Source organism: Proteus sp. FZP2095, from assembly GCF_023701425.1.
GTDB lineage: Bacteria > Pseudomonadota > Gammaproteobacteria > Enterobacterales > Enterobacteriaceae > Proteus > Proteus cibarius.
The window spans coordinates 1-13,652 of the sequence record NZ_JAMQBJ010000005.1 but is presented as its reverse complement, the minus strand read 5'-3'; the positions used below and the strand labels follow the sequence as shown (position 1 = coordinate 13,652).

The following is a 13,652-nucleotide window of genomic DNA, read 5'->3' as shown; positions in this document are numbered from 1 at the left end:
AGATGAATTCAAGATTCCCGAAAATTGAATTCGTTGTATATAATGGGCACTGTTATTAAGTATAACCCCGAAAATAGTTGAGGAACATAAAATGGGCGGTATTAGCATTTGGCAATTACTCATCATCGCTGTCATCGTTGTCTTATTATTTGGTACAAATAAACTGCGCACACTGGGCTCAGATTTAGGTGCATCAGTGAAAGGCTTTAAAAAAGCGATTGGTGACGAAGCTGCAGATAAAGACACCAACAACGCTGAAAAAACAAATAACGACGCAGATTTTGATACTAAAAATTTAGCGCAGAAGACTTCAACAGAAGAGAAGTCTACAACTGAGAGCAAAAACAAAGAGCAGGTATAAACCGTGTTTGACATTGGTTTTAGTCAGCTGCTATTGGTCATGGTGATTGGTCTTGTTTTTCTGGGGCCAGAACGTTTGCCCGTAGCAGTAAAAACAATTGCTGGCTGGGTAAGGGCGTTACGCTCTTTGGCTGCGAATGTACAAAATGAGCTTACTCAAGAACTCAAGCTTCAAGAACTCCAAGAGAGCTTGAAAAAAGTTGAAGAGAAAGCAAATTTGCAAACGCTATCGCCAGAGCTGAAAGCGTCTATGGATGAGTTAAAAGAGGCTGCACAGTCTTTAAAACAAACTTATCAAACACCTACAACGCCAGACTCCACGAAAGAGCAGTCTGTAAAAACCGACTCTACGGAACCTTCACCTTCTGATTTAGCCGCACTTGCTGAAGCTGATGAAGTTAATGATGATGCTAATCGCCATAAACCTGTGGCAGAAAGTGTTACAAAGACAGAAGTTCCTGTTACTCAACCAGTAACATTAGAGAAAAAAACAACTGATCAGGTCAATGGTGAGCATTAAAACATGGCAGTAAATGATACCCAACCGCTGATCAGCCATTTAATAGAACTACGCAAGCGTTTGATGTATAGCTTGGTGTCAGTTCTTGTGGTTTTTTTAGCGCTGGTTTATTTTTCTAACGATATCTATCAATTAGTCTCGGCTCCATTACTCGAGAAGTTGCCACAAGGGTCAAATATGAGTGCGACAGATGTTGCCTCTACTTTTTTGACTCCGATTAAATTGACAATCATGGTATCCGTTTTTGCTTCTGTGCCTGTTATTCTTTATCAGGTATGGGCTTTTATCGCACCAGCATTGTATAAACACGAACGTCGCTTAATGCTGCCATTACTTGTTTCAAGTACAGTATTATTCTATCTCGGTATGGCGTTTGCTTATTTTGTTGTGTTCCCTCTCGCGTTTGGCTTCTTTGTTAATACAACCCCTGAAGGGGTTAACTTTATTCCAGATATCAGTAAATATCTAAGTTTCGTAATGACGCTATTTATGGCGTTTGGTGCGGCTTTTGAAGTACCTATTGCGATTATTTTACTGTGCTGGAGTGGTGTAACAACACCTGATGCCTTAAAGAAAAAACGTCCTTATATTCTTGTGGGGGCTTTTGTTGTTGGTATGGTATTGACACCTCCAGATGTTTTCTCTCAAACCTTACTCGCAATACCTATGTATTTACTGTTTGAAATCGGTGTCATGGTATCGCGCTTTTATGTAGGTAAGGGAAGAAGAACAGATGAAGAAGCTGAGGAAGCAGAGGCGGAAGCTGAAGCAGAGCAGCAAAAATAATTTTAGAAACGATTTTCTAAAATAATACGATATTAGCCCAGCAATTGCTGGGTTAACTTTATCTAGAGCGACTCTTTTTTAAATTCTTTATTTCCCACCGATTTTTTCACTTCACTATTTAATATATTCAAAAGTAAAATTGAACGGGCCTCACCATCCGGCTCTTGGTATATGGCTTTGATCCCTTGAAAAATACCCTCTGTAATTAACACACTGTCACCACTATGAGGCACATTTTCTTCACTATAAATTAGCGAAGAAAGCTGTGGTATTTGCAGTGTGTCAATTACATCTTGTGGAACAGTGACAGGATATTGCCCAAAGCGAACAAATGAATTTACCCCACGCGTTGAGTTAATGGTCGTGGTATGGATCACTTCAGGATCAAACTCAATGAAAAGGTAATTAGGGAAAAGGGGTTCTGTTACGGTAGTGCGTTTTCCTCTTAATACTTTTTCTATGGTTACCATAGGTGTAAAACAGCCCACTTGCTGACGTTCTAAGTGTTCGATAGCACGAGGAATTTGCCCTCGCTTACAATACAGCAAGTGCCAGTTTTTCATAATAGAGACAACAGGTTAGTTAAATTTAATTTAAGCGATGATAGCAAATTTATAATTAAGGTAACAGTATCTATCAAGGATTAAATAAAAAATAGAGTAACGTGGTTTTATACTGAAAAAAGAACAAAAAAGCCGTGTTTCTACGCAATAAAAAGGCTTGTTTTTGTGACTTTCAATTGGATCTCGGATAGAGGTAACAAGTTGACAAAAAAGTGATGGTAAAAACAAGAAAAAGCTTTCAAGATAATTATCTTAGAATTTTGTTTATAATTATAAAGAGGTTCTGTAATGGAAGTTTTTTTATTAAGTAACGGAAAAATTGCCGGGGATCCACGTTGGTTAAGTTATGCAAAAGATAATATCGATAGCATGATTAAAAAACGCGGTATTCGTTCTGCTGTATTAATTGCCTATGCCGTTATTCGTTCCGATCATGATCAACGTGCTCGTGATTTATCTGAAGTGTTAGGTATTGAAGTTACTTGTATTGAACATTTTGATTCAGAAGTTGATGCAATCAACAATGCAGAATGTATTTTAGTCAGTGGTGGTAATACTTGGTTATTAAACCAAATGTTGCATGAAAAAGGATTGGTTGTTCCAATTCAACGTGCAGTACGTGAGCGCAATATTCCTTATATTGGTTGGAGTGCAGGTTGTAACGTTGCAACACCAACAATTCGTACCACTAATGATATGCCAGTACGCTCTTCTGTTATTATGCCTTCATTAGGTTTATTCCCTGTTCAAATTAACCCACATTATATTGATGCTTCTATCAGTGGTCATATGGGTGAAACTCGTGATGAGCGTATTGCAGAGTTTTGTGCCATTAACCCTGAAGAGATTGTTGTGGCTATCCGTGAAGGTAGTTACTTATATATTCAAGGTGAAGAATTACATTATTACAGCGCTAAAAATGAAGGTTTTAAAATCTTCCAACATGGAAAAACATTCCCAGAACAGTTTGATACTAAATTGCTTTCAGAGTGGGTTCCATTCCGCTGTTTATAAGTATAGTGAACGCTACTAAATAAAAAGCATTGCATTTTAGTGAGTTATGCGTTTAGCTTATAGCGTCTCAAAGAGGGCATTGGCCCTCTTTTCTTTCACTCACTGGCTCGTAAGATTATGATGAAATACCGCGATTTAAGAGATTTCCTTTCATTATTAGAAGAAAAAGGTGAATTAAAACGTATCACCTATGAAATAGATCCCTACCTTGAAATGACCGAAATAGCGGACAGAACTTTACGTGCCGGTGGGCCAGCGTTGTTGTTTGAAAACCCTAAAGGGTTTGATATGCCAGTGCTTTGTAACTTATTTGGTACACCAGAGCGTGTAGCAATGGGGATGGGGCAAGATGATGTTAAAGCCCTACACGAGGTTGGAAAGTTATTAGCTTTTCTAAAAGAGCCAGATCCTCCGAAAGGTTTTCGTGATCTCTTTGATAAGTTACCTAAATTTAAGCAAGTTTTAAATATGCCAACAAAACGCTTGAGTAAAGCCCCTTGTCAGGAGGTGGTTTTAACTGGTGAGGACGTTGATTTAACGAAGATCCCTGTTATGCATTGTTGGCCTGAAGATGCAGCACCTTTAATTACTTGGGGATTAACGGTGACTCGCGGTCCATTGAAAGAGCGCCAAAATCTAGGTATTTATCGTCAGCAAGTGCTGGGTAAAAATAAAGTGATTATGCGCTGGTTATCGCATCGTGGTGGTGCTTTAGATTTTCAAGAGTGGTGCCAAAAACACCCCGGTGAACGGTTCCCTGTTTCTGTAGCATTAGGGGCAGATCCTGCCACTATTTTAGGTGCGGTAACACCTGTACCAGATACTTTATCTGAATATGCATTCGCTGGTTTATTGCGTGGTAATAAATCAGAAGTTGTAAAATGTCTTTCAAATGATCTTGAAGTGCCTGCAAGTGCTGAAATTATTCTTGAAGGTTACATTGAACCCGGAGAATTAGCCCCTGAAGGCCCATATGGTGACCACACAGGATATTATAATGAGATTGACTCTTTCCCTGTGTTTACCATTACGCATTTAACACGCCGTAAAGATGCAATTTATCATTCAACATATACCGGACGTCCGCCTGATGAACCCGCAGTATTAGGTGTTGCGTTAAATGAAGTACTTGTTCCGATTTTACAAAAACAGTTTCCTGAAATTGTAGATTTTTATCTACCTCCTGAAGGGTGTTCTTACCGTTTAGCGGTTGTGACAATGAAGAAACAGTATGCAGGTCATGCTAAACGCGTAATGATGGGAGTTTGGTCTTATTTACGGCAATTTATGTACACCAAATTTGTGATTGTTTGCGATGATGATGTCAATGCAAGAGATTGGAAAGATGTGATTTGGGCAATCACGACCAGAATGGATCCTGCGAGAGATACCATTATGATGGAAAATACGCCTATTGATTATCTCGACTTCGCTTCCCCTGTTTCTGGATTAGGATCAAAAATGGGTCTTGATGCTACCAATAAATGGCCGGGTGAGACAGATAGAGAATGGGGTAGACCTATTGTGATGTCTGATGAAGTTAAGCAACGAGTCGATACTATTTGGGAACAGCTCGATATTCTTAAATAATAACAGAGGAACAACATGGCAATACTGAATTGTAAAGTCTCACTTGTTGAGCCGATGACAGATACGGTTTATCGGGTAAGGCTATTACCCGATGGCGAATTTGATTTTCAGGCTGGGCAATATCTTTTAGCGGTTATGGATGAACGTGATAAACGTCCTTTTTCTATTGCATCTATACCTGAAAATAAAGACTTTATTGAACTTCATATTGGTGCGTCTGAACTCAATCTTTATGCGATGGCAGTGCTTGATGTGATATTAGAAAAACAGCAGCTTACCATTGATATCCCTCATGGAAATGCGTGGTTTAAAAAAGAGAGTCAACGACCTCTATTATTAATTGCTGGCGGTACAGGATTTTCTTATACCCACTCAATTTTGTTGGCTGCATTAGCTGAAAATCCACAGCGACCTATTACGATTTATTGGGGCGGAAGAGAAAGCGTTCATCTCTATGATCTTAATGAATTACAAGAATTATCAGAATTACATCCGTCTTTATCTGTGGTTCCTGTGGTTGAGCAACCAGATGAAGCATGGCGAGGCCGAAAAGGTACAGTATTAACGGCAATAAGCGAAGATTTCGGTGATTTATCAGAATACGATATTTACATTGCTGGACGTTTTGAGATGGCTAAAATTGCTAGAGATCGTTTCTGTAATGAGCGTAATGCAGATAAAACACGTTTATTTAGCGATGCCTTTGAATTTATCTGATAAAACAAGAGTATCTCGTTATTTGTTATTATTTTCGTTTTTAAAACCATAAAAAAAACCCGCCCCTGACGGCGGGAAAATGGTTTCTAACCATGCAATCGAAAAGAATACTTTCTTAACGATAAGAACGTGGATATACCGAATACCGAGTTAAATACGTTCTATAATCGTTGCAATACCTTGCCCTAATCCAATACACATTGTGGCTAAGCCAAACTGTGCATCTTTACGCTCCATAATATTTAATAATGAAGTGGTTATTCGAGAGCCTGAACAACCTAAAGGGTGTCCTAAGGCAATTGCTCCGCCATTTAAATTAATTTTGTCATCGATACTATCGAGCAAATTCATTTTCTTCATACAGGCTAATGACTGAGCGGCAAAAGCTTCATTTAGCTCAAAAATATCAATATCATTTAATGTTAATCCTGCTTTTTTCAATGCGATTTCTGTTGCAGGAACAGGGCCATATCCCATAATAGCGGGATCACATCCAGTCACTGCCATGGCACGAATAACGGCGCGAGGTTTTAAATTGTGCTCTTTAGCGTAACGTTCACTAGTGATAAACATAGCGGATGCGCCATCAGAAACCGCGGATGAATTACCCGCTGTTACAGAGCCTGTTGCGGGATCAAATACAGGTTTAAGTTGTGCTAAATCATCAAGGCTAGGGTTATAACGAATAACTTCGTCATTTTTTACATTGATAAAGTTACCCGTTGCATCATGACCATTAATTGCAATGATCTCATTATCAAAATAGCCTTGTTGTGTTGCAATCGCCGCTAAATGGTGAGAGCGATAAGCAAATTTATCTTGCTCTTCTCGTGAAATTTGGAATGATTTTGCTAGCATCTCTGCGGTTAGCCCCATTGAAAATGAAGCTTTAGCGACAGAAAGATTAAGTGATGGGTTAAAATCGGCATTATAAGTCATTGGCACATGGCCCATATGTTCAACACCACCAATTAAAGCCACTTGGCTATCACCCAGCATAATTTGGCGCGCACCATCATGTAATGCTTGCATTGATGAGCCACATAACCGGTTAACGGTGACTGCTGGAACCTTGTGTGGAAGTTCAGCCAATAACGCCGCATTACGAGCAATATTAAAGCCTTGCTCTAAGGTTTGTTGCACACAGCCCCAAATAACATCACCGATATCATTTGGATTAATATTAGGATTACGTTTTAGTAGTGCTTGCATCAGGTGAGCAGAGAGATTTTCCGCTCTGACATGGCGAAATGCACCGCCTTTTGAGCGTCCCATTGGAGTACGAATACCATCAATTATGACAACCTTTTCCATTTCATCTCTCCTTAAGCGAGTTCTCTGATGTTAACATCTACTTTTGCTGGTTTTGGATAATAGGTTTCATTGCGTTGTGCTTTTTGTTTTAAGCTTTCAGGGATTTGATAAAGTGGCCCTAATGATGCGTATTGCTGTGCATCTGTAACAAATTGCGCTAATCCGACAGTATCAAGGTAACGGAATACACCACCACGGAAAGGAGGGAAGCCTAAACCATAGACTAATGCAATATCCGCTTCTGCTGGTGAGGCAATAATACCTTCATCTAAACAACGGATAACTTCATTGATCATTGGGATCATCATGCGAGCGATAATTGCATCTTGGCTAAACTCTTGCGTTTTGCCTGCATTTTGTTGGATAAGTGTTTGAATTTGAACATCAACTGATTTCTGTTTTTTACCTCGTTTATCAATAGAGTAATTATAGAAACCATGATTATTTTTCTGGCCATATCGCTGTTGCTCATATAAAAGGGCAATCGTATCTCGCTCAATTGCGCCCATTCTATCAGGAAAACCTTGTGCCATTACGGCTTGAGCGTGATTTGCCGTATCAATACCAACAACATCAAGTAGGTATGCCGGTCCCATAGGCCAGCCAAATACCTTTTCCATCACTTTATCAACAGCAATAAAGTCAGCACCATCTCTTAGTAAGAGAGAGAATCCTGCAAAGTAAGGAAAGAGAACTCGGTTTACAAAGAAGCCGGGACAATCATTAACGATAATCGGTGTTTTGCCCATTTTACTGGCGTAACTGACTATACGATTAATGGTTTCTTCACTGGTTTTTTCGCCTTTTATGATTTCGACTAGTGGCATTCGATGAACAGGGTTAAAGAAGTGCATCCCACAGAAATTCTCAGGACGCTTTAAGGATTTTGCGAGTAATGAAATGGGAATGGTTGAAGTATTGGATGCAAGGATCGCGTTATCAGCTAATAGTGCTTCTGTTTCTGCAAGCACAGTTGCCTTTACTTTTGGGTTTTCAACAACGGCTTCGACAACAACATCCGCATCACTAACAGAGGCATAATTTAATGTTGGTTGAATAGAGGCGAGAGTTTTCGCCATATCTACGGCACTCATTCGACCTTTTTCTTGGCGTTTTTGCAACAGGCTTAACGCTTCATTCATACCCAGTTCAAGGGATTTGGGGTTAATATCCTTCATTACAACAGGAATGCCTTTCAAGGCTGATTGATAGGATATTCCTCCCCCCATGATCCCTGCACCTAGTACAGCAGCCTGCTTAGGTAATTCGGCATGACGTTTTTTCGTGATATTTTTGACGTACTGATCATTTAGGAAAATACCAACTAAGGCTTTTGCCACATCAGTGCGTGTGAGCTTAACAAAGTTTTCAGTTTCGAGAGCCAGTGCCTCATCTCTATTTAGGAAGGCTGCTTTTTCAATAGTTTTTACAGCGGTGATAGGCGCTGGATAGTGAGGACCCGCTACTTTAATCACCATACCTTTAGCTACACTGAAAGACATTTTATGTTCAAGCTCTGTTAGTCTTAATGGTGCTGTTTTGGGATGACGTGCCGCTTTCCAATCAATTTTGCCTTCAATTGCTTGTTCGATTAATGAAATAGCACTTTCTTTTAAGCTATCTAGAGGGACAATGGCCTGGATTAATCCATTTTGAAGTGCTGTTTGAGCATCAACATCTTTACCAGCAGTAATGATTTCTAATGCGTTATCAACACCAATTAAACGAGGAAGACGTACCGAACCGCCAAAACCCGGCATGATCCCAAGTTTTGTTTCTGGTAAACCAATACGTAAATCAGGGGAAGCAATACGAAAGTCAGTAGCAAGTACACATTCACACCCCCCACCAAGGGCATAGCCATTAATAGCTGAGACAGTAGGAACAGGTAAGTCTTCAAGTCTGCTAAAAATCTGATTAGAGAAATGTAGCCACTGAGATAATTCTTCTTCAGGGGCATCAAAAAGGGATAAAAACTCAGTAATATCAGCACCGACAATAAAAGCCGGTTTTTCTGAACGCAAGATAACGCCTTTTAGGCCAGGTGTTGCTTCTAATACCGTTAAAGCCTCGCTTAGCATCGCAACCGTTTTGGTATCTAATTTATTAATAGAACCTTTGGCGTTAAAAATGAGTTCAACAATACCTTGTTTCACCCAATCGGCTTGAATATTTTCGCTTTGATAGAGCATTTGTATTCCCCCTAAATATATAGACTGGTATGACCAGATATTAAGAGTGTGAATACTATGTTAAATAAATGCAAATATTTGATTAAAAAACTGCAAGGGTGATCACAGTGAAACTATTCAACTTATTGAATTCTATGTTATTGCTAAGTTTGTTAAAAAGAGGAGGAGATAAATTGGCAATAATCTATTTTTGCTATGGGGTTAGCCACTAAAAGAGTTGGCGTGTTAAGCTGAATCATTAACAATGAATAAGATAAGGTAATTAATAATGGAAAAATTGCTCTCTCTGTACCAAGAACATATCAAAACTCTACAAAATCGTACTCGTGATGCTTTATCCAGACACCATCTTGATTCTGTATTAATTCATTCTGGTGAACCTATTCGAGTTTTCCTTGATGATAGTGATTATCCTTTTAAAGTGAATGCGCATTTTAAAGCATGGGTGCCTGTGACCGATGTACCACATTGCTGGTTATTAGCTGATGGTGTTAATAAACCTAAATTATGGTTCTATTCCCCAGTGGACTATTGGCACAGTGTTGAAGCTTTACCAAATAGCTATTGGACTCATGAAATTGAGTTAATTCATCTTAAAAATGTTGATGATATTCAAAAAGAGCTCGCACCTTATATTAATAAAAATACTGCTTATATTGGTCCAAATACGCAGCGAGCAGAATCATTAGGTGTGAGTATTGATAATATCAACAATCAATCTCTTCTGAATTATTATCATTACTATCGTGCCTATAAAACAGGTTATGAATTAGCTTGTATGCGTGAAGCACAAAAAATGGCCGTTAATGGACATATTGCTGCTCGCGAAGCATTCCAAGCAGGGTTAAGTGAGTTTGATATTAATATGGCGTATTTAATGGCAACAGGTCATCGTGATACTGATGTACCTTATGGCAATATTGTCGCCTTAAATGAACACGCGGCTGTTTTGCATTACACAAAGTTAGATCATGAATCACCAGATGAATATCGTAGTTTCCTTATTGATGCGGGTGCAGAGTATAATGGTTATGCAGCCGATATCACTCGTACTTATAGCGCAAAAGAAAATCATGAGTTTACTTCTTTAGTTAAAGATATGAATGATGCACAACAAGCGTTGATTGCGACGATGAAAGCGGGTGTGCGTTATACTGAATATCATGTTCAAATGCATCAACGTATTGCTGGATTACTTAATAAATACGGCATTGTTAAAGGTGTTAGTGAAGAAGAGATGGTGAGCGCTGGATTAACTACACCATTTTTACCTCATGGTTTAGGGCACGCTTTGGGTCTGCAAGTTCATGATGCGGCTGGTTTTATGCAAGATGATAAAGGAACTCACTTAGCAGCTCCTGCAATGTATCCATTCTTACGTTGCACACGTATCGTTGAACCGGGCATGGTATTAACAATTGAACCTGGGTTTTACTTTATCGACTCTCTATTAGCGCCTTGGAAAGAAGGGAAATACAGTACTCATTTCAATTGGAAGCTGATTGAACATTTCAAACCATTTGGTGGTATTCGTATTGAAGATAATATTATTATCCACGATAACAAAATTGAAAATATGACCAGAGATTTACACTTAGCCTGATGAAAGCATATTTGATCCCCGCTGAAACCGTAGAATTCAGTGAAGAAATAAAGAAGAGTCGTTTTATTACATTTATTGCTCACACTGAAGGTATTGATGCAGCAAAAGCTTATATCCAGTCTATTAAAGAGCAATTTCCTGATGCCAGGCACCACTGTTGGGCTTTTGTTGCAGGAAGACCCGATGACTCACAACAATTAGGTTTTTCTGATGATGGTGAGCCAACTGGTACTGCGGGAAAACCTATTCTTGCACCTCTTTTAGGGAGTGGAATGGGAGAAGTCACCGCTGTGGTTGTTCGGTATTTCGGGGGGATCAAATTAGGAACAGGCGGATTGGTTAGGGCTTATGGCAGTGGCGTTCAACAAGCATTAAAGCTTTTGCCAACAAAAACGAAAGTGCCACAGTTGCGTTTTAGTGTAGCGTGTGAATATTCACTTGTTTCATTACTTGAACAAGTCGTTGAACAATATCATGGGCAAGTACTTTCAAGTGAATATACTGATAAAGTCACTTTTATACTTTCATTGCCTGCCATGCATAGCGGTGAAGTTGAAGTTAAACTACGAGATATCAGTCGTGGCAGTATGCAATTAATCCCGTTAGATAAAAATGAATAATCTTTGCTACCAAGGAAATCGCTAAATGCATTTTCGTTCAATAACCCGTATTGTCGGACTGCTTGTTATCTTATTTTCTGTCACGATGATCATTCCCGGTATTGTCGCATTAATATATCGAGATGGTGCAGGGCGTGCATTTAGCCAAACATTTATTGTTGCATTGATCATTGGGTTAATGCTGTGGATCCCCAATCGACATAAAAAAAGTGAGCTTAAGCCTAAAGAAGGCTTTCTTATTGTTGTCTTATTTTGGACGGTACTGGGTAGTGTAGGGGCATTGCCGTTTATCTTTTCTGAACAACCTCACCTTTCTATTACTGATGCCTTTTTTGAGTCTTTCTCTGGACTGACTACGACTGGTGCCACGACGCTTGTGGGGCTAGATTCATTACCTAAAGCTATTTTGTTTTATCGCCAAATGCTTCAATGGTTAGGCGGGATGGGGATCATTGTATTAGCTGTCGCTATTCTTCCACTTTTAGGTGTTGGGGGAATGCAGTTATATCGTGCAGAAATGCCGGGGCCATTGAAAGATAATAAAATGCGCCCCCGAATTGCAGAAACAGCGAAAGCACTTTGGCTTATCTATGTCTTATTAACCATCATTTGTGCCTTAGCATTATGGATTGCAGGTATGGATGTGTTTGATGCTATTTCTCATAGCTTTTCAACTATTGCAATTGGTGGGTTTTCTACTCACGATGCCAGTATCGGTTATTTTAATAGTCCAACCATTAACATCATTATTGGTGTATTCCTTCTGATCTCTGGGTGTAACTTTGGTTTGCACTTTGCCGTATTAACGGGAAGAAGTTTAAATATCTATTGGCGTGATCCTGAATTTCGTATGTTTATCTCAATTCAATTGGGATTAGTCATTATCTGTAGCGGTATTTTATGGCTTTATTCTGTATATGACACAGGATGGATAACCATAAATCAGGCTTTTTTCCAAGTTGTCTCTATGGCGACAACAGCAGGTTTTGCCACGGATAGCTTTGCACAATGGCCTGCATTTTTACCTCTTCTATTATTATGCTCGGCATTTATTGGTGGCTGTGCAGGATCAACGGGTGGGGGATTGAAAGTCATTCGTATCTTGCTTTTATTCCTACAAGGGAATCGTGAATTAAAACGTCTTGTTCACCCCAATGCTGTTTATACCATCAAACTTGGTCATCGAGCATTACCTGAACGTATTATTGAAGCCGTGTGGGGATTCTTCTCTGCTTATGCGTTGGTATTTATTATTAGCTTAATGTTGTTGATAGCGACAGGTGTTGATGAATTTTCTGCATTTTCTGCTATTGCAACCACATTAAATAATCTTGGCCCTGGATTAGGTATTGTCGCTGACAACTTCACGACAATGAATCCAGCTGCAAAATGGATACTTGTCGTGACAATGCTGTTTGGGCGACTAGAAGTTTTCACACTATTGGTTTTATTTACCCCAACGTTTTGGCGTGATTAACCTAATACAAGGAGTAATATATGAGCGCACTATTGCTGTATTGTAGTACTGATGGTCAAACTAAAAAGATAATGACGCAAATTGCGAATGAATTAAGACAACATGGTCATGAATGTGATGTGAGAGATTTAACCTCTGTTCAGCAGAGTTTAAATTTGTCTGCTTATAGTAAAGTCTTAGTAGGCGCTTCAATTCGTTATGGTTACTTTAATAAAGCTCTCGATAAATTTATCACTCGTCATCTTGCACAATTGAATAGTATGCCGTCCGCATTCTTTGGCGTTAATCTTACGGCAAGAAAAGCAGAAAAGAATACACCCGAGACGAATGCTTATATGCGTAAGTTTTTAGATAAGACTCCATGGAAACCAGCATTAACCGGTGTATTTGCTGGTGCACTTTTTTATCCTCGTTATAAATGGATTGATAGAGTCATGATCCAATTAATTATGAAGATGACAAAAGGTGAAACTGATCCAACAAAAGAAATTGAATATACGGATTGGAATAAAGTAAGCGAATTTGCGACGTATTTTGCCAAAATTGAGTGATATTTAATCTTTTCTGTGGGGTTTTTATACGTCTTGTTGGAGTTTTGAACGAACAGAAAATTATTTTAAAAAAACACTTGCGCTAATCCGGGAACTCCCTATAATGCGCATCCACTGACCGACGATGAGCTGACAACAGCCACGAAGGACAGCGAGGAGAAAAGAAAAAAGTTTGAAAAAACTCTTGACTCTTCAGAGGAATAACGTAATATACGCCCCCTCGCAACAACGCAGAAGACCGGAAACGGCAGCGAATGTTGCACTGCTCTTTAACAAATTATCAGACAATCTGTGTGGGCACTCGCAGAGACGATATCTTCTAAAATATTAGATGTATCAAGTCTT

General features: G+C 39.2%; 13 protein-coding genes. 10 read left to right on the top strand and 3 right to left on the bottom strand.

Going from position 1 to position 13,652, the window contains the following annotated elements; translation table 11 throughout:
• Nucleotides 1-91: 91 nt before the first annotated feature.
• From tatA to tatC, 3 genes are read left to right on the top strand one after another with little or no spacing between them, the layout of a single operon-like run.
• Nucleotides 92-361, top strand: coding sequence for a twin-arginine translocase TatA/TatE family subunit (gene tatA / locus NBG71_RS15985; RefSeq protein WP_006535549.1), 270 nt, complete (start codon nucleotides 92-94; stop codon nucleotides 359-361).
• A gap of 3 nt (nucleotides 362-364) precedes the next feature.
• Nucleotides 365-880 carry a Sec-independent protein translocase protein TatB gene (tatB, locus tag NBG71_RS15980; protein WP_075672297.1) on the top strand — a complete coding sequence of 172 codons (516 nt, stop codon included), beginning with the start codon at nucleotides 365-367 and terminating at the stop codon, nucleotides 878-880.
• Between the two features lie 3 nt (nucleotides 881-883).
• Entirely contained in the window at nucleotides 884-1,666 is a 783-nt protein-coding gene (gene tatC / locus NBG71_RS15975; RefSeq protein WP_075672299.1) for a Sec-independent protein translocase subunit TatC, read from the top strand.
• A 62-nt stretch (nucleotides 1,667-1,728) separates the two neighbouring features.
• Here tatC and rfaH read toward each other — a convergent pair whose 3' ends face one another.
• Nucleotides 1,729-2,229, bottom strand: coding sequence for a transcription/translation regulatory transformer protein RfaH (rfaH, locus tag NBG71_RS15970; RefSeq protein WP_099660253.1), 501 nt, complete (start codon nucleotides 2,227-2,229; stop codon nucleotides 1,729-1,731).
• Nucleotides 2,230-2,517: 288 nt separating this feature from the next.
• Between rfaH and pepE the strand changes: the two genes are divergently transcribed.
• From pepE to fre, 3 genes are all read left to right on the top strand, one after another.
• On the top strand, nucleotides 2,518-3,243 hold the full coding sequence (gene pepE, locus NBG71_RS15965) for a dipeptidase PepE (RefSeq protein ID WP_023583493.1): 726 nt from the start codon (nucleotides 2,518-2,520) through the stop codon (nucleotides 3,241-3,243).
• Nucleotides 3,244-3,363: 120 nt separating this feature from the next.
• Nucleotides 3,364-4,833 (top strand): 4-hydroxy-3-polyprenylbenzoate decarboxylase, encoded by a 1,470-nt coding sequence (gene ubiD / locus NBG71_RS15960; RefSeq protein ID WP_075672303.1) that lies wholly within the window; start codon nucleotides 3,364-3,366, stop codon nucleotides 4,831-4,833.
• 15 nt (nucleotides 4,834-4,848) lie between these two features.
• Nucleotides 4,849-5,550, top strand: a complete 702-nt coding sequence (gene fre, locus NBG71_RS15955; RefSeq protein WP_075672305.1) for an NAD(P)H-flavin reductase — start codon at nucleotides 4,849-4,851, stop codon at nucleotides 5,548-5,550.
• Between the two features lie 150 nt (nucleotides 5,551-5,700).
• Here fre and fadA read toward each other — a convergent pair whose 3' ends face one another.
• Together fadA and fadB are read right to left on the bottom strand one after the other, a co-directional pair.
• Nucleotides 5,701-6,864 carry an acetyl-CoA C-acyltransferase FadA gene (gene fadA / locus NBG71_RS15950; protein ID WP_196563841.1) on the bottom strand — a complete coding sequence of 388 codons (1,164 nt, stop codon included), beginning with the start codon at nucleotides 6,862-6,864 and terminating at the stop codon, nucleotides 5,701-5,703.
• Nucleotides 6,865-6,875: 11 nt separating this feature from the next.
• Complete coding sequence (fadB, locus tag NBG71_RS15945) at nucleotides 6,876-9,056, bottom strand: fatty acid oxidation complex subunit alpha FadB (RefSeq protein WP_156733002.1); 2,181 nt, start codon at nucleotides 9,054-9,056, stop codon at nucleotides 6,876-6,878.
• Between the two features lie 268 nt (nucleotides 9,057-9,324).
• Between fadB and pepQ the strand changes: the two genes are divergently transcribed.
• The 4 genes from pepQ to hemG are packed head-to-tail and all read left to right on the top strand — an operon-like array spanning nucleotide 9,325 to nucleotide 13,307.
• On the top strand, nucleotides 9,325-10,659 hold the full coding sequence (gene pepQ, locus NBG71_RS15940) for a Xaa-Pro dipeptidase (RefSeq protein ID WP_156733003.1): 1,335 nt from the start codon (nucleotides 9,325-9,327) through the stop codon (nucleotides 10,657-10,659).
• The gene (locus NBG71_RS15935; RefSeq protein ID WP_075672313.1) at nucleotides 10,659-11,279 is read left to right on the top strand and encodes an IMPACT family protein; all 621 of its coding nucleotides are present in this window, start codon (nucleotides 10,659-10,661) and stop codon (nucleotides 11,277-11,279) included. Before pepQ ends, NBG71_RS15935 begins: the two co-directional genes overlap by 1 nt.
• Before the next feature lie 25 nt (nucleotides 11,280-11,304).
• The gene (trkH, locus tag NBG71_RS15930; RefSeq protein WP_036914641.1) at nucleotides 11,305-12,756 is read left to right on the top strand and encodes a Trk system potassium transporter TrkH; all 1,452 of its coding nucleotides are present in this window, start codon (nucleotides 11,305-11,307) and stop codon (nucleotides 12,754-12,756) included.
• Nucleotides 12,757-12,776: 20 nt separating this feature from the next.
• Complete coding sequence (gene hemG, locus NBG71_RS15925) at nucleotides 12,777-13,307, top strand: menaquinone-dependent protoporphyrinogen IX dehydrogenase (RefSeq protein ID WP_099660250.1); 531 nt, start codon at nucleotides 12,777-12,779, stop codon at nucleotides 13,305-13,307.
• Nucleotides 13,308-13,652: the final 345 nt, after the last annotated feature.